Source organism: Saxibacter everestensis (assembly GCF_025787225.1).
In the GTDB taxonomy this organism is placed as follows: Bacteria; Actinomycetota; Actinomycetes; order Actinomycetales; family Brevibacteriaceae; genus Saxibacter; species Saxibacter everestensis.
On the sequence record NZ_CP090958.1, the window covers coordinates 3,256,166 to 3,273,142 of the forward strand.

Annotated in this window: 14 protein-coding genes; 5 read left to right on the forward strand and 9 right to left on the reverse strand. The window is 62.7% G+C overall.

Translation table 11 applies throughout. The annotated features are described in order from the left end of the window. Positions 1–4: 4 nt before the first annotated feature. Positions 5–1,681: a peptide ABC transporter substrate-binding protein gene (locus LWF01_RS15365; protein WP_349638241.1), complete on the reverse strand. Its 1,677-nt coding sequence runs from the start codon at positions 1,679–1,681 to the stop codon at positions 5–7. A gap of 449 nt (positions 1,682–2,130) precedes the next feature. Here LWF01_RS15365 and LWF01_RS15370 point away from each other — a divergent pair, with 449 nt between their 5' ends. The 3 genes from LWF01_RS15370 to LWF01_RS15380 are packed head-to-tail and all read left to right on the forward strand — an operon-like array spanning position 2,131 to position 5,616. After that, positions 2,131–3,306, forward strand: a complete 1,176-nt coding sequence (locus LWF01_RS15370; RefSeq protein WP_349638242.1) for an ROK family transcriptional regulator — start codon at positions 2,131–2,133, stop codon at positions 3,304–3,306. 46 nt (positions 3,307–3,352) lie between these two features. Beyond that, positions 3,353–4,849, forward strand: coding sequence for a M81 family metallopeptidase (locus LWF01_RS15375; RefSeq protein ID WP_349638243.1), 1,497 nt, complete (start codon positions 3,353–3,355; stop codon positions 4,847–4,849). 2 nt (positions 4,850–4,851) lie between these two features. Next, positions 4,852–5,616 (forward strand): copper homeostasis protein CutC, encoded by a 765-nt coding sequence (locus tag LWF01_RS15380; RefSeq protein WP_349638244.1) that lies wholly within the window; start codon positions 4,852–4,854, stop codon positions 5,614–5,616. Between the two features lie 83 nt (positions 5,617–5,699). Here LWF01_RS15380 and LWF01_RS15385 read toward each other — a convergent pair whose 3' ends face one another. Beyond that, the gene (locus LWF01_RS15385; RefSeq protein ID WP_349638245.1) at positions 5,700–6,377 is read right to left on the reverse strand and encodes a TetR/AcrR family transcriptional regulator C-terminal domain-containing protein; all 678 of its coding nucleotides are present in this window, start codon (positions 6,375–6,377) and stop codon (positions 5,700–5,702) included. Between the two features lie 119 nt (positions 6,378–6,496). Between LWF01_RS15385 and LWF01_RS15390 the strand changes: the two genes are divergently transcribed. Both LWF01_RS15390 and LWF01_RS15395 read left to right on the forward strand, forming a co-directional pair. Further along, positions 6,497–7,873 (forward strand): APC family permease, encoded by a 1,377-nt coding sequence (locus tag LWF01_RS15390; protein WP_349638246.1) that lies wholly within the window; start codon positions 6,497–6,499, stop codon positions 7,871–7,873. A 45-nt stretch (positions 7,874–7,918) separates the two neighbouring features. Beyond that, a complete protein-coding gene (locus LWF01_RS15395; RefSeq protein WP_349638247.1) occupies positions 7,919–9,559 on the forward strand; it encodes an amidohydrolase in 1,641 nt (546 codons plus the stop codon). A gap of 186 nt (positions 9,560–9,745) precedes the next feature. Here the strand turns inward: LWF01_RS15395 and LWF01_RS15400 are convergent, their stop codons facing one another. The 7 genes from LWF01_RS15400 to LWF01_RS15430 form a co-directional block, all read right to left on the reverse strand. Continuing rightward, positions 9,746–11,125, reverse strand: coding sequence for an NAD(P)/FAD-dependent oxidoreductase (locus tag LWF01_RS15400; RefSeq protein ID WP_349638248.1), 1,380 nt, complete (start codon positions 11,123–11,125; stop codon positions 9,746–9,748). 6 nt (positions 11,126–11,131) lie between these two features. Next, entirely contained in the window at positions 11,132–12,301 is a 1,170-nt protein-coding gene (locus LWF01_RS15405) for an ABC transporter ATP-binding protein (RefSeq protein ID WP_349638249.1), read from the reverse strand. Then, a complete protein-coding gene (locus LWF01_RS15410; protein WP_349638250.1) occupies positions 12,294–13,082 on the reverse strand; it encodes an ABC transporter permease in 789 nt (262 codons plus the stop codon). The genes LWF01_RS15405 and LWF01_RS15410 overlap by 8 nt, the downstream gene beginning before the upstream one ends. Then, positions 13,079–13,993, reverse strand: coding sequence for an ABC transporter permease (locus tag LWF01_RS15415; protein WP_349638251.1), 915 nt, complete (start codon positions 13,991–13,993; stop codon positions 13,079–13,081). Before LWF01_RS15415 ends, LWF01_RS15410 begins: the two co-directional genes overlap by 4 nt. After that, positions 13,993–15,039 carry an ABC transporter substrate-binding protein gene (locus LWF01_RS15420; protein WP_349638252.1) on the reverse strand — a complete coding sequence of 349 codons (1,047 nt, stop codon included), beginning with the start codon at positions 15,037–15,039 and terminating at the stop codon, positions 13,993–13,995. The genes LWF01_RS15415 and LWF01_RS15420 overlap by 1 nt, the downstream gene beginning before the upstream one ends. A 62-nt stretch (positions 15,040–15,101) precedes the next feature. Further along, positions 15,102–15,665, reverse strand: coding sequence for a helix-turn-helix domain-containing protein (locus LWF01_RS15425; RefSeq protein ID WP_349638253.1), 564 nt, complete (start codon positions 15,663–15,665; stop codon positions 15,102–15,104). Positions 15,666–15,970: 305 nt separating this feature from the next. Then, positions 15,971–16,897: a ketopantoate reductase family protein gene (locus LWF01_RS15430; protein WP_349638254.1), complete on the reverse strand. Its 927-nt coding sequence runs from the start codon at positions 16,895–16,897 to the stop codon at positions 15,971–15,973. Positions 16,898–16,977 lie beyond the last annotated feature (80 nt).

The window sequence follows — 16,977 nt, forward strand, 5'->3', positions numbered from 1 at the left end:
CTGATTACCAGGACCAGCGCTGCGGGTAGATCTGATCGACGTCCTGTTCCGTGCCTTTCAGGCCGCTACCGGTCACGGCTACCTGGTAGACAGGGTTTGGCATCCAGACAACCGGCAAATCCTTGGCCAGCAGCGCGCTGTACTTCTGCATTGCGGAGCCATCGTTCGACATCATTGCGGCATCAAGCAGCTTGTCAGCTTCAGGATTCGAGTAGCCGCCGAAGTTGGACTTGCCACCCGTGCCGAAGATCTTCTCGCCGGTCGGATACGCGGGGAAGTACCAACTGCCCGATGTGCCGAAGAATGACATCTGCCACTTGCACGCCGGGTCAGACGACTTGCATTCCTGCGCCTGGGCGAGCACCGAATTGACCGGAGCCGCCTGCACCGTCATCTTGATGCCGGTCTTCGACAGCGAGGACCGGATTTCGTTCATCATGTTGTCAGTCTCGGTTGACCCGTTCTGGGTCAGTACCGTGACCTCGAATTTCGTCCCCTTTGCCACTCCCTCGCCGCACTGCGTCTCACCGGAGCCGGCATCGTCGCAGACTGCGACGCCATCGTCACCGATGACCCAACCGTGTTCGGTCAGTATCGACTGCGCGGCGCCGGTGTCGAACGGGTACGGATTTCCGGTTTGCTCGGTGGAGAGGAAATCGGACTTGTTTCCCTGCGGGACCGGTCCGTAACCGGGCTGGGCGCTGTCGTTCCATACGACCTTGGAGATGCTCTTCTGGTCGACCGACTTCTGGATGGCCTGCCTGGCGTATAGCTGGGAGAAGACCTTGCCCATTGTCGGGTTGTTGAAGTTGTACGGCATATAGGTGACCGACCAGCCCGGTTTCGGAGTGACGGCGTATCCCTGCTGCTCGAATTGGTCCTTTTGCGGCATTGCGGACGCCGTTATGTAGCCGTAGTCGAGCGACTTGCTCCGTAGGGCGTTCTGCTCAGCATCCGCCGAGGTGTAAGGAAGCAGATTAACTGTCTTGATCTTTGCCGGATCGGCGCCATCGTACTTCTCATTCTTCGAGAGCACGACCTTCCCTGAGGCGTCGAATGAACCCAGCGCGTAGGGCCCGAGAGTTGTTTTCCACAGCTTGTTCGTGGAATAGCTGCCCATGTCTTCCGCGGCGGCCTTAAGGTAGGCGAAGACTTTCTTCGCGCCGTCTGTGGTGCGGTCCAGGTCACTGGGGGTCTCGCCGTCGCCCGTTTTGTCCCAGGCGTGCTGTGGCATCGGCCGGACAACAGCCAATTGTGTCGACACAAGCCAGTCCTGGTTGTAGGCCTTGTCGAAGGTCAGTGAAAATGTCTGCTCGTCAACGGTGGTGAAGTCCGAGATGTTGTCCGGGATCCGGGTTTGCGAATAGTTCGCCCATTCTTCCTTGTTCGCCTTGACCAGGTTGTACCAGAATTCGACATCGCGACTGGTTAGTGGCTTGCCGTCCGTCCAGCTCATCTTGTTGAGCGTGATCGTGACAGTCTTTCCGTCGTCGGAGAACTTGTAGCTCTTCGCCGAACTCGCCTTCTTATCCCAGGCCATGCTTCCGCTCGCCGTGTTGTATGCGAAGAGCGGTACCCACATGCTGTCGATCAGCGAGGTATTTATCGTCGACGTGTGTCCGGCGGTACCCAGCGGCATGATCCAGTTCGGTGTTTGCGCTACCGGCCAGGCGTAGCTCACCGAATCCTTGGCAGGCGTGTCGCTGTCGGCCCCGGAGCTTGAGCAACCTGCCATTAATCCCAAAGCAAGAGCCGCAGACGCAGCCAGCACGCTACGCGTCTTCTTGCCGAAGCTGTTACGGAAAGCCACGCTAGTCCTCCAGTTCACGCAACGCCCACCGACCTTCGAGGGGCGACAGTGCAATTCAAAGTTGACGATGGGACGGCGCGTCCCGACACTTAGTTAACGGCGAGTTAATGAAGAAAGTCAACAGCTTCTGTAAAAAGAAAGTTATTTCAAAAATAGCAGAAGTCGGCAGGCAGATATAACCAACAAGCACTGGAATACCGGGGCCAGCATCGAACTAGCGAAGGGCTCTGTCCAGTCGTGTTTGACAGCATCGATCGCAAAACAAATACTTACCTCTAACTACTTGACTTTGAATCACAGAAAGTCGGGATACTTAATTCATGACTGAAAAAAGAACGACGCTTGATCGCCGTGCTGGGACAGCGTCGAAAAGCGTCAGCGCCAGGGTGCTGGCTCTCGTGGCATCCGGGCGGGCAAATTCCCGCGCCGAACTGTGCTCGGTTCTCGGGATGGCGCCCTCGTCAATCTCGATGGCAGTGGCCGGCCTCGTCCGTTCAGGTGCTCTGACAGAAGCGGGTGAAGGTGATTCAACTGGCGGACGCCGCCCTCGGATACTGTCCCTTGGCGGACAGTCGAACTACGTGGCATGCGCCGACCTGGGCGGGCATCACCTGCGAGTCGGCATAATGTCCGCCGACGGGAAACTGGAAGCGTCAAAGACCCTGCCCTTTGACATCGGGTCGGGTCCTGAAGCCTGTCTTGCCACATTAGGCATTGCCTTTGACCAGCTGATCACAGATCGCCCGGGGCGCACGTTGATGGGTCTCGGCATTTCTCTGCCGGGCCCAGTCAATGTCGAGGGCGGCTTCGTCGACTCTCCCTCGCGGATGCCGGGCTGGCACAGGTTCCCGTTTCGCGATGCACTCGCGGAGCGGTTCGAGACGACGACGGTTGTCGAAAACGATGCGAACGCTATGGCCGTTGGGGAGTACTCCGCGCAGCCGAACAAGCACCGCCAGATGATTGTGGTCAAGGCCGGAACTGCTATTGGTTCGGGCCTGATTATCGATGGCCAGATCTATCAGGGCGCGAACGGAGCAGCGGGCGACATTACTCACGCCCGGACTCCGGCCGCGGGCAGCTACCCGTGTTCCTGCGGTAACCGTGGCTGCCTGGAAACTATTGCGTCAGGAGCCGCCGTCGCGCGGATGCTGGGCGAGCGCGGCACCACCATCAACGATTCAAGCGACATAGTCGCCCTGGTTGAGGACGCGCATCCCGAGGCGACCGCACTTGTCCGAGACTCCGGACGGCACCTGGGCTCGGTCATGTCAGCGATCGTCAACTTCTTCAACCCGTCGGCGGTGCTTCTCGGCGGCACTTTCTCCACCCTCGAGCCTTTCGTTGCATCGTTCAGGAGCCAGCTCTACGAGGGGTGTCATCCCCTGGTGACCAAGCACCTCGTGATCGGGACTTCGCTTCTCGGAGCAGACTCCGGACTTGCCGGTGCGGGCCGGCTCGCACTCCACGCCGCGTTTGACACTTATTCGCACTAGCTTTCGCCATCGCTGCCCCGCGCCCATCAACCGACAGGAAAATCACGTGTCGCTTACACTTCCGCGAATCGCAATAGCCGGCCTGAGTCTTGAGGCCAGCACCTTCTCACCAGCACGGACGACGACGGCGATGTTGTCGCCCAAACGCGGCGCCGAGATTCTCGACGGACGGCCGTTCTGGCAGCCCGGCGGGGCATTGCACGATGCTGCGGAATGGGTCCCGATCCTGCAAGGCCGGGGAATCCCCGGAGGTCCGGTGCCGCGCGAGGACTACGAAGACCTCAAGTCGGAGATCCTCGGCGGGCTGAAGGACGCCGGGAGGCTCGATGGATTGGTCTTCGACATTCACGGCGCGATGAGCGTCATCGGCATGGATGACGCCGAGGGCGATCTTGCGGTGGCCATTCGAGATGTGGTCGGTCCCGACGTAATCATCAGCACCGGCATGGACCTGCACGGTAACGTCAGCTGGCGTCTGGCGCACGCCCTCGACCTGTTGACGTGCTACCGGATGGCGCCGCACGAAGATGCGCTGGAAACCAAGGAACGCGCCGTGCGCAATCTGCTCGACCGTCTCGCACTACCCGCGAAGGAACGCCGTCCGCGCAAGGCGTGGATACCGATCCCCATCCTCCTGCCCGGCGAAAAGACGAGTACCCGGATCGAGCCGGCGCGAAGTCTGTACGACATGGTGCCCAGAACAGAGGCGCTGCCAGGCGTGCTGGACGCGGCGATCTGGATCGGCTACGCCTGGGCCGATGAACCCCGGAACTGCGCGGTCGTCATGGTGACCGGCGACGATGCCGGGCTGATCAGCGCGGAAGCCGAGAAGATCGCACAGGCCGTCTGGGAGCGACATGAAGACTTCTCGTTCGTTGCGCCGGCCGGCTCTCTCGATCTGTGCCTTGAAACCGCGCTGCGCAGCGACAAGCGCCCGTACTTCATCAGCGATTCGGGCGATAACCCGACTGCCGGAGGCGCCGGTGACGTCACCTGGACGCTTCGCGAATTGCTGATGCATGACGACCTGGTCAGTGGTGCTGTCACTGCCATTTATGCCTCGATTCCGGATCCGCACGCCGTCGAGCAATGTGTGGAAGCCGGCATTGGCGGATCCGTTTCACTGAGCGTTGGGGCGATTGTCGACGCCGGGCCGGCGGGCCCGGCGATGCTGACTGGAATCGTCGAGCACATTCGTCACGGAGACGAGCACGCCGGTACCGAGGTGGTCGTCCGAGTCGGCGGTCTGAGCGTGATCATCACCGGCAGCCGAAAGCCGTACCACCTGGAGCGTGATTTCTCCCAGCTGGGCCTCGATCCTCGTTCCGCCGATATCGTCATCGTGAAGATCGGCTACCTGGAACCCGAGCTATTCGACATGGCGGCCGACTGGATGCTGGCACTGACTCCCGGCGGAGTTGACCAGGACCTGCTTCGGCTGGGCCACCACCGCATCAGCAGGCCGATGTACCCGTTCGACGTTGATTTCGACGCCCCCGATCTGTCGGCCCGAATCGTGCCGGCCGCGGATGAGGACATTTGACCATGCGGCAGCCCGACCTGGAGATTGCGGTCAACAGCGCCGCCGGCGCACTCACCGCCTGCACCGCCGGCGCTGACCGTGCGGAACTCTGCACGGCTATGGAACTTGGCGGGCTCACACCGTCCGAGGGCCAGAGCGAGGCTGTGCTCAACGCTGTCGAAGGACGGCTTTTCGGCATTCACGCCCTGATACGACCGCGCCCCGGTGATTTCGTCTATGACGACGCGGAGGCTGCGATCGCTCTCCGCGAGGTAGCCGCGCTCGTTCGGCAGGGCGTGCATGGCGTTGTGATCGGCGCGCTACGCGAAGACGGCACGGCGGATCTCACCCTGACCAGGGCTTTGGCCGACGCGGCGAAGGCGATAAACCCGGATGTCGAGGTTACATTTCACCGCGCCATCGATCACTCCGCGGACCCGGTGGGCTGCCTCAGGTCCCTGGCCGGAATCGGCGTGGATCGGGTGCTGACCTCCGGGCAGGCTCGACGTGCCGTGGAGGGGCTCGAGGTGCTGCGCGCACTCGTTGACGTCGCCGCCGGAGAGATTCAGATAATGGCCGGAGGCGGGGTACACCCCGATGACATAGCCGTCCTTCGAGAATCCGGACTCGGCGCTGTTCACCTCTCGGCCAAGCAGATCTTCAGCCGTGGGAATAGCCGGATTTCGCTCGGTTCAAACGATGGAGCGGATCCGGACGCATACTTCGTGACGAACCCGGACATCGTGCTGGCAGCGGCTCGCGCAATTGCGGCCCCCGTCGTGCAGTGACTCGTGGTTAAGGCAGACGAGTCGTGTGAAACAACCCACGACTCGTCTGCCTTAGCCACGACTGAGGCGGCGTCCGACCGCGATCAGGCAGTGAGCCGCTTCAGCCGAGCTCGCAGACCGTCAATCAGAACCTCAAGCCCGATCTCAAATGTGAGGGCGGCCTCGCTCACCCCTGCGCCGTCCGCCTGGGCCTTCCGCTCCCGCAGCCCCCGGTCGAGTGTCGGGGCCAGGTCTGTGTGCGGTTTCGGGTCCATGTTGCCAACTGGGGCCAGCGCATCCAACGCTGACCCGATAATGAAGGATTCCGTCGCGACGATTGTCGAGACGATCTCTGTTTCCGGCCATCCACCCCGCACCAGCGCACTGCTGACCGCCTCGTAGTTCTCAACCACATTCCGCTCACCGTCGATTGGCAGCATAGCCAGCAAGGCGATGATTTCCGGATGGGCGGCGAATGCCGATCGGTACGACCTCGCCCAGGCAATCATTGCCTCATCCCAGGGCAACCGAGCAAAAACGTCCGGCTCCATCCGCCGAGAAATCCGACCGCGCATCCCGTTCAGCACCGCATTCTTGTTCGCCACATGGTTGTACAGCGCAGGCGTCTGCACGCCCAGCGCTTCTGCCAGCCGGGTCATCGTGAAGCCGTCGGCACCGGTCGCCTGCAGCACCTCAAAGGCGGTGGAGATGATCAGTTCCCGGCTGAGCAGCGAGGTTTTCGGCCGGCCAGCCCTCCTTCGACCGACTTCTTTGGTCGTCACGAATTCTCCCGAGGTTGTTGTGATGTGACCTGCACTACAGTTACACTCCTCGAAGTAATTAAAGACATTAATTTTTGTCCAGCGGTTCCGTCTTCGCTTCTACCGTTAAGGAAATCGCAATGACCGCCAACGCTGTCCCGCCTCGTACCGCATCGGAGCGGCCACGACTGCGACGCTCTCTTGGCCTCACCGGGCTGACCATCTTCGGCCTCACCTACCTTGGCCTCGGCGCGGTCTTCACCGTGTATGGGCCCGGCGTAGAGATCACCGACGGCCACCTCCCGGCCGCGTACATCCTTGCGACTGCCACAATGCTGTTCACCGCCTACTCCTACGGCCGGATGGCGGTGAAATTCCCTGTCGCAGGATCGGCCTACACCTACTCCCAGCAGTCCTTCGGCGGAAACATCGGGTTCCTGACCGGCTGGACGCTCATGCTCGACTACCTCTTCCTGCCGATGATCAACTTCCTGCTGATCGGCATCTACCTCAACGCCCAGTTCCCCGCGATTCCACAGTTCGTGTTTACCCTGGCCGGGCTACTCATCGTGCTCGGACTCAACATTGTCGGCATCAAGATCGTCGCCAAGCTGAACTTCCTCGCCGTCGGACTTGGGGTGCTGATCACCGTACTCTTCGTGGTTTTCTCCATTCGGTTCGCCTCCTCCGCCGACGCCCAAGTCTCCCTTCTGACCCCGCTGGTTCCCGGCGAGGGCGGTATCGGCCCGATTTTTGCCGGGGCGGCGGTGCTCGCACTGGCCTTCCTCGGCTTCGACGCGGTGTCCACCCTGTCCGAAGAGGCACGACGGCCGAAAAAGGACATTCCCCGGGCGATCATGCTCACCACGCTGATCGGTGGCGGCACGTTCTTCGTGGTGGCTCTGGCCGGCTCGCTGGTCTATCCGGATTGGCGGCAGATCACCAATCTCGACGCCGCCGGCCTCGAGATGATGCAACGAGTGGGCGGTTCCGCCCTGCAGGCCCTGTTCGTGGTGGTCTACATCGTCGGGACAATACTTTGCGGCGCAGCCTCCCAGGTCAGTGTCTCCCGGATTCTCTATTCGATGGGCCGCGACGGGATTCTGCCGAGGCCGTTCGGTTACCTGCACCCGCGTTTTCGCACCCCGGTTTTCGCAGCCATCGTCGTCTCGGCGTTCTCGCTCGTAGCGCTCTTCATCAGCCTGGACGCGGCCGTGACGATCATCAACTTCGGCGCGCTTGCCGCTTTCTCGATGGTGAACCTCTCCGTGATCAAGAGTTATCTGTTCGACCAGCGACGCCGGTCGCCGCTCGATCTGTTCCGCTACGGCCTGCTGCCGGCGGTCGGCTTCGCGCTGACCCTGTGGCTGTGGACGTCGCTGACCGGCTTCACCTTCGTCGTCGGGCTCTGCTGGATGCTCGTCGGAGCCGTCATTCTGGCGGTCCGCACCAGGTTCTTCCGCCGCAAGCCGCCGATGATGGACTTCTCCGAGCGCGAAGAGCTCGAAGTCTCCTGACCATCCGCTGCCTGCCATCGCCCCCTACTGTAAGGAGTCATTTCCGTGCCCCAACAGAGCACAACCGCCAGCAAGATCATCGTCAATGCGAAGGTCCGCACCCTCGATCCACGCAATCCGGTTGCGAGCTCGCTCGCGATCAGCGGCGACACCATAATCGCCGTCGGAAATGAGCGCGACGTCGCGGAGTATCGTGGTGCCGGCACGGAGCTGATCGATGTCGGCGGGCACGCAGTGACACCTGGGCTTATCGACGGTCATATCCACCCGTTCATGGGGGCGAAATCCACTGAAGGCATCGACTTCGCCGGCGTGACCACGATGGAGGCATTCCTCGCCCTGCTGCGCGCGGAGGCCGACCGGATCCTCACGCAGGAGCCCGGCGCCTGGCTGCGCGGCTGGAATCTCGACTATGACGTCTTCGGCCGCCAGCCCATTACGGCAGCACTGATTGAGGATGCCGTCCGGGGCTCGCCGACCTTCATCTTCGTTTTCGACATGCACACCGCACTGGCCACGCCTGCAGCGATGCGCGCGGCCGGCATAACCGGATCCGTTACGTTCGGCGACGCCTCGCAGATCGTGGTGGACCAGGACGGCGTTCCGACCGGCGAGCTGCGGGAAGCCTCGGCGTACGACGCTGTGCTCGCAGGTGCGCCGGCGATGTCCCGTGCCGAAGTCGTCCGCCGCAGCCAGGACGTGCTGCGTCGGCTCAACGCCTCGGGGATCACCGGCGGTGCTGTGATGGACGGCGCCGGCTCCAGCTTGGATATGCTCGATGAGCTGGCCGCCACCGGCGACGGCCTGCCGGTCCGCCTGGTCCACGCACTAGGTCATGCACCGGAGCGCGATGCGGCCGGCATCGCGGAGTTCATCTCGATGCGGGACCGCCGCGGCGAGCGCTGGCGTGGCGGCCTGATCAAGATGTTCGCCGACGGGGTGATTGATTCCGGCACCGGTTGGCTCTACGAACCCGACGCCCTCGGCGGCGGCCTGGATTCGTTCTGGCCGAACCCGGCCGACTACGCAGACGTGGTTCGGCAATACAGTGAGGCCGGCTTCCAGATCGCCACCCACGCCATCGGCGACCGGGCGATCGGCGCCGCGATCGATGCCTATGTTGCCGCCGGTGTCACCTCGCGCGGCGGAGCGCCACATCGGATCGAGCACCTCGAGTGCCTGGCAGACAAAGACCTGGCCCGGCTGGCCGAGCACGGGATCACCGCTTCGATGCAGCCTTTGCACCTGCAGTGGCGCAAGGCAGACGGGTCCGATGCCTGGGCAGCCCGGATGGGTCCCGAGCGGACCAGCCGCGCCTGGCGCACCCGTGACGTTCACGACGCCGGGGTGCCACTGGCGCTAGGCTCCGACTGGCCGGTGGCCCAGCTGGACGCCCGGCTCGGGATGGCGTGGGCACGGCTGCGCCGGACACCAGGAAACCCTGATGCACCGGTCTTCGAGCCAGTTCAGGTACTGAACCCGCTGGAAGCCCTGGCCGGATTTACCACCGGCTCGGCTCGGGCGCAGGGTGACCAGGACACGCTTGGCCGGATAGCGGTCGGCTACAAGGCCGACCTCGCCGTCTGGGCAGAGGATCCGGTGCTGGTGGGTTCGGATGCCCTCGTCGACCTGCCGGTCAGCCTCACACTGGTCGGCGGCGCTGTCACCTACCGGGCCGAGGAATAGGTCGGACCGTCGGATTGGCGCGTGACCTCCGGCGTCACGCGCCTGTCCAGGTGCCGACTGGCTCCAAATCGGTAACTTATCCTCCTCCAGATCGGTAGTTCAAGCTGCTCCAAATCGGTAAAGCTGCTACGCCGACGGAAAGGTTGGGCTTTCGAAATCAAGGCGAGCTTGAGTGCCCCAGGCTTCTCAGCGGCCGGCCAGCTTGTTCGCCACCGTGCCAACGATCGAGGTTTCCGGGCCACCGCGCCGGCGTTCGATCCGGTCAGCGACCCGGTACATCCCGTACATCGCATTGGACCCGATCCATCGGACCGGCTCGGGCTCCCACTTTCCTGGCAGCGGACGCACCCATGACGATCGGGTCAGCTCGGTATCGCGATCGAGCAGCAGATCGGTCACTGAGCGGCCGGCAACATATGCCGACGTGACGCCCTGGCCCGCGTATCCGCCCACCCTGGTGAGCTTTTGCACCCGCTGCACGTCAAGGAATGGGGACCAGTCCCGGGTCACGCCGAGCACGCCGCACCAAGAGTGTTCGAACTCCAGGGCCACCTGGGGGAAGAGGCCGCGCAGGGTGCTGGTGAGCTGACGCTGGGTCCTGCGATCCAGCCGGCCGTTCTCGTCCAGCCGGGAGCCAAACCGGTAGGGCATACCGCGACCGCCTAGCGCGATCCGCCCGTCGGCGGTACGTTGCGAGTAAAAGTACATGTGCTGAGCGCCGCTCATACACTCCGAGTTCTCCCAGCCGATCTTCGACCACTCCTCGTCGCTCAGCGGCGCGGTCACCACCATCGACGAGATCATCGGAAGCAGGTCCCGCTTCATACCCGGCAGCTGCGAGGTGTAGCCCTCGGTGGCAAGCACGACCATTTCTCCCGACGCCGAGCCACGGGAAGTCGTCGCGGTACCGTCGTGCAGCGATTCAACCCGGGAGTTCTCGTAGATCGTCACGCCAAGATCCGTGCACAGCTTCGCCAGTCCGTAGGCCAATTTCGCCGGATTCATTCGCACCGAGTAGGGGCTGTAGATGGCGCCAACCGCGCCTGGGACGTTGATCCGGTCCCTGGTCTCCTTCCCGCCGAGCAGGCGAATGTCGTCATCGACAAGGCCCCAGGAATAGTCATCCTCGACGTGATGTCGCAGCCGGGCCAGTTCGCTTTCGGTCCGGGCGATCTGCATCCAACCGCTACGGGCTGCGCCGATGTCGATGCCGTTGGTCTCGAAGAGGTCCGCGATCTCGAACACGGCCTTGTGGCAGTACTTCTCCATCTCGAGCACGGCCTCACGACCGCGGGCGCTCTTCACCAGGTTCTTGCGCAGTCCCACTGTTTTGCCGGTGATCCAGCCGCCATTCCGGCCCGACGCCCCGTAACCCACCCGGTCCTGCTCCAGGATGACGATCCGCGCGCCAGGCGATTCCCTGGCCAGCCAGTACGCGGTCCAGAGGCCGGTATACCCGGCACCCACGATGACGTAATCCGCATGGACGTCATCCTCCAGCCGCGGTCGGGGCGTTCCCTTGTCGACAGTGCTATCGAGCCAGAACGATCCAAATCCATTACGCATATCGATTCACTCTCCGGGTTGCTGGCTTGATTCGGGCGTATCCGGAAGCAGGATCGCGTCCGTCACCGCCCAGGTGAGCGAGACATTGCGGCCTGCGGCATCCCCTGTTGGGTCATCGTTGGCGATACGAACGATTCCGCCGCCCGCGTCGCCGACAGTGACGGCGTATCGGCTGGTATGCCCGAGGTAGGTCGAGCTTTCAACTCGTGCCGGCACTCGAGCGTGACCGGACGGGACGCCGTCCGCGCCGCCGTCCGCGTCGGCCATACCGATCTTTTCCGGCCGGACCATCAGCCGGACCCGTCCATCGAGGGCGCGCGGGTTCTCGACCGGGATCTGGAAGGCAGCCGTCCGGAACACGGTGCTTCCGCCGCCATCCCGGGCCACCTCCCCTTCGAGCAGCAAGGACTCACCGAGGAATTTCGCCACGAACAGGTTGTCCGGATGCGCGTAGAGCTCTGCCGGTGTTCCGGTCTGCTCGGTCCGGCCCTCGTTGAACACCACAATCCGGTCGGAGAGTGCTAGCGCCTCGTCCTGATCGTGCGTGACGTAGACGACAGTGGTGCCGAGATCCTGATGAATCGAGCGGATCTCGTGCTGCAGCCGCTCCCGGAGCCCCTTGTCCAGGGCGCTGAGCGGCTCGTCCATCAACAGCAACGGCGGCTGGTAGGCGATGGCGCGGGCAAGGGCCACCCGCTGCCGTTGGCCGCCGGAGAGCTGGGCCGGCATCCGCTTGCGAAACTCTTCGAGGTTCACCTTGTCGAGCACCTCGGTCACCCGGCGCTGGCGCTCCGCCCGGCCAACCTTGCGCTGCTTCAGCGGATAGCCGATGTTGTCCTCGACGGACATATGCGGGAACAGCGCGTAGCCCTGAAAGACCATGCCGATATTTCGGCGACTGATCGGCAGCGTGACCAGCGACCGATCGTCCAACCGGATATCGCCGGCACTCGGCGTCTCGAACCCGGCAATCATGTTGAGGCTCGTGGTCTTTCCCGAGCCGCTCGGACCGAGGAACGTGACGAACTCCCCCGGCCGGACATCTATCGAAACGCCCTTCACCGCGGCGAAGGTGCCGAAGTTCTTGCTGACATTGTCCAGTGTCAGCGCCGCGCCCTGGCTCGCCGACGGGGCGGCACCAGTCGCTAGGGCCTCGTCCTTGATCGCCTCAGACATTCGTTTTGCTCCGTTTCGCGCGTGCGAGCACACCAACAGCCGCGGCCGCCGTGGTGATCAGCATGATGATGGTGGCAGCAGCGGCAATGGTCGGGTCGACCTCGCGCTGCAGGCTGGTGAACATTCGGACCGGAAGTGTCTGCAGGTAGGGATTCGAGATGAACAGCGAGACGATCACCTCATCGAACGAGGTGATGAACGCGAACAGGAAACCGGCTGTGACACCGGGAGCGATCACCGGAAGGGTAACGGACAGGAATGCCTTCAGCTTGCCGGCCCCGCAGACCCAGGCGGCCCGTTCCAGCTGCTCGTCGTAGCTGGCCAGAACCGAGGTCACCGGAACAACCACGAACGGAATCGCCAATACAGTGTGCGCCAGCAGGAAACCCGGCAGCGTTCCGACCAGGTGCAGCCGCAGGAAGATCGCATACACGCCGACGGCGAAGATCACTCCAGGCACGAGCATCGGCAGCAACAGCAGGTTGTTGCTCGCGGCCTTCCTGAAACCGGCGATCTTCATCAGGCCGTAGGCAGCCGCGGTGCCGATGACTGTCGCAATCACGGCGACCATCAGGCCGATCTGCAGCGAGTTGAGCAGGCCTCCGATCCACTGCGGACTGGCGAAGAAGTTCTCGTACCAGCGCAGCGAGAGGCCGGTCGGCGGGAAGGCCAGCGACTGCTGCGAAGTGAAACTCAGCGGGATCACCACCAGGGTGGGCGCGACGAGCCACAACGCGATCAGTCCGCAGACCAGCAGAAGGACAACTCTGGAGAGTCTCATAGCCCGGTCCCTCCCAGCTTGCCGATCTGGACGCCAAACACTCTGCCAAGGAGTGCCACCAGAGCCAACAGCACGCCGACTATCATCAGCAGGGCAACTGCCATCGCACCGCCATGTCCCCAGTTCAGCAACTCGAGAACCTGCGCGTAGATGGCGTTGGGCAACAGCTGCTCCCTAGGCGAGCCGAGCAGCGCCGGCGTGATGTAGAAGCCAAGCGACAGGATGAAGACCATCAGGCACCCGGCGAACACTCCTGGCAGTGACAAGGGAAAGTAGACCGTCCGAAACGCCTTCTGCGGGGATGCACCCATCACCTGTGCCGCCAGCGGCAGCCGATGATCGATCGACTGCATGACGGCGACCATCGGCAACACCATGAATGGCATCAGGACCTGGCACATCCCGATCAGCGTCGCCGTCGTGGTGCCCAGGAGGCTGACTCCCGGCGCGCCCATCCCACGAAGAATGGCATTCAGCACCCCGTTGTTCTGCAGGATGATCACCCAGGCGAAGGCGCGAACCATCAGGCTGGTCCAGAACGGCAGCAGTACTAGGGCCATCATAATCCCGCGGAGAACCGGGCCCGAGGTACTCATCAGATAGGCGTAGGGATAGCCGACGACCGCGGTGATCAGGGTGGCGCCGATGGCCACCACGATCGTCCGCCCGAGCACCTGCAGGTTTGTGGAACTCGTCAGGAGCCACGCGTAGTTCTGCAACCCGATCGTTGGGTCCGACACACTTTGCCACACGATGTAGAGCACCGGGATGACGAACACCAGAACAACAACGATGACGGCCGGGACCACCAACCTGAATCCGTTCCGGGCCGACGCCTCGGGCACCGGCCTACGGGCCGCGGCGCCATCAGACGGTGGCGCCTTGTCGGTCGCCGTCAGGGTCACCGCCATCAGCTCAGCCAGTCCGACCAGGCCTTGCCCAGCTCATCGAGATTCTTGCCCCAGTACTCGGAGTTCTGCGGGATCGAGACCTTGGCTACAGCCTCGGATGACACGTTGAACTCTTCGGCTTCCTTGGGAATGACCGGCTTCGAATCGACATTGACCGGCGAGTAGCTGGTCAGCTCGGCCATCTTCTTTTGCTGATCGGCGCCCAACGCATAGTTGATGAACGCGTGAGCGGCGACCTTGTTCTTCGAGCCCTTCACAATGGAGAAGCTGTCGGAGGCGATAAATGCCTTGTCCCAGACCGGCTTGAAGTTCGCGCCGCTTTGATTGGCTTCGTAGATGCGCCCACTCCAGCCGAAGACCATATCGGCTTCACCGGATTGCGCCATCTGGGTCTGTTCCGCTCCCGAGCTCCAGTACTTCAGCGAATCCTGGATGTCTGTCCACTTCTTCAGCGCCCGGTCGGTGTCGATCGGATACAGGTCGTCCGTGGCGACTCCGTCGGCCAAAAGCGCGGCCTCATAAGTGCCGGCGGTCGGCACCGGCCTGCCATCTACGGCACGGGTGCCGGGGAACTTCTTGGTGTCGAAGAAGTCGGCCCAGTTCTTCGGTGGGTTATCACCGTACTTATCGGCGTTATAGAAGAAGGTGTAGCCGTAGCTCAGCGAAGGTACATAGCACTTCGATTTCGGCGTCGATTCCGGCAGCTTCGACGTGTCGATCAGGTTCCAGTCGAGCGGCTCGAACAGTTCGTCGCAGTGCGCCGTGTTCATGGTGGGACTTGCGTTGACGACGTCCCAGGAGACGTTACCGGCATCGACCTGGGCCTTGATTTTTGCAACGTCGGTCGGCCCGTCGAACAGAACCTCGGCCCCGCTCTTTTCAGCGAACGGCGTGCCGAATGCCTCTTCCTGGCCCTTCTGAAACTCCCCGCCCCATGAGGTGAATGTCATGGTTGTGCCATCGAGCGCGCCCTCTTCAACCGTGCCGACCGGCGCCTTCTCGAAGGCTTTCTGATCGACGGTCTGATTTCCCGCGCCGCCCTGCATACAGGCAGACGTTAGGAAAACTACTGATGCGATGACGGCAACGACTCCGGATTTGCTGGTTCTCACGATGGTGCCCCGTTCCGACCACTGAGGTCTAGTTCCTGCGTAATCCAATAGAACTCTGCACTTGCTGAACCCTGATTGCTTATCCTGTGTGACACCGTCGACTGAAAGTCGACCGAATCGCCGCGGTTAAGTAGCTGGAGCTCCCCGTCCAGCTCGACGCCGACGACGCCGTTGATGCAGATCACCAGCTCGGACTTTCCGAGATGCGAATACGCCTCGCCGGTCGATCCGCCAACGTTGAACTCGATGCAGCAGACGTCGACGCCGGCCATCCCCGGTCTGGAGATCACATACTTCGATCCAGCCTGCTTCAGGTCGATCCGCCGGCGGTCACGGCGACGGATCAGATTCGGCAGGACCTGCTCAGACCTGAACAAATCGCCGAAGGTGATTCCCAGCGCGGTGCAGATCCGGCTCAGCGAACTCATGCTCGCGTCCGACTGACCACGCTCGAACTGGCTGATGAATGAAGGGCTCAATCCGGCTTTGAGCGCGAGCTCCGACTGGGTCAGGCCGCGGTTCAACCGGGTAGAACGTAACCGGCGACTGATATCAGTCATCGGGTTTGATTCTGACGAATCCGGCAGCATTGCCACACCCTCCGCATGAAGTTGCCTCAGCGTAGACCCGAAGCGGGTGTAAGTTCTATCAAAATTGAGAAATAGATTCGCAGTGTGACTTACAGGCTGGCTCCTTCTAACCCAGAAATTTCAGCGGCACTGCATACGCATCGCCGTACTGCCGCTGGATTGCGGGTGCGGACGGCGTCAGCGTGGCGTCAGCGAAGTCCGGGCAGGAACACGAGTGTCTCCGCTCGCGTTCCTGCACGGCGCTCAGGTTTTGCGTCGATGGTTCAATCGAGGCTTCAGAGGTACGTCGATTCTCGCGCCTTGATCAGCGCCACGACGACATCGTTCGTCGGCGTGGGAACGCCGAGCCGCTCGCCGAAGGTGCTGATCGAGCCGTTGATCGCATCCACCTCGGACCGACGGCGCAGCGAAGCGTCGATCAGCATCGAAGGCCGGGCATCCGGGATCTTGCCGCCAAGCGTACGCACGTGCCGAATCGGATCGCCGACATCGAGCGTTACCTCCGCGGCACTCGCCACCGCCACTGCCTCGGCGGAGCAGGCGGAAGCAACGCGCCAGGCATCGGGATCGGCTATCACCTGGCCGATCGTCATCCCGGTCAGGCAGCAGGTGCCGGAGAAGGCGACATTCATAATCAGCTTCTCCCAGACCATCTGGGCCGTGTCGTCGAACAGCCTGGTGGTGAACCCGGCCGATTCCCACACCTGCGCACCTGCGGCGAGGTCTTCGCGGGGCAATTCCCGGTAGCTGCCGAACCGGATCATTTCCATCCCGTTGTGATGCGCTACGCCTGGTTCGGGCACCGACGCTCCGAAGCCGCCGACCACGCCAATCGCTAGCCGATCTGAACCGATAATCGCGGCCACCCGGTCGGCGGACCCGAGCCCGTTCTGGATGGTTTGCACGACCGTGCCGGGGCCAATCAGGCCACGCGCCGAGGCAGCAGCCGCCTCGACATCGAAGGACTTAGTGGCGATGACGACCAGATCCGATCTACCGATCCCTTCGGTGCTTGCCGACATGGATGCGAGCCGCACAGTGCGATCGCCGCTGATGCCATGCACCCGCAGGCCATTGGCATTCACCGCGTTAATGTGGTCTTCCCAGAGCGTGACGCCGTGCACCTCATGGCCGGCGTACTGCATAAGGCCCGCGTAAACGGAACCCATCGCTCCGGCACCGATAATCGTCACCTTTGCCACTGGTCATCCTTCCCTAGTCCGAGCCTCAGGTCCCTGACGCGGGCGCCCGGCCTCTGGATTGCGTCTGGCGCGGATCGCGA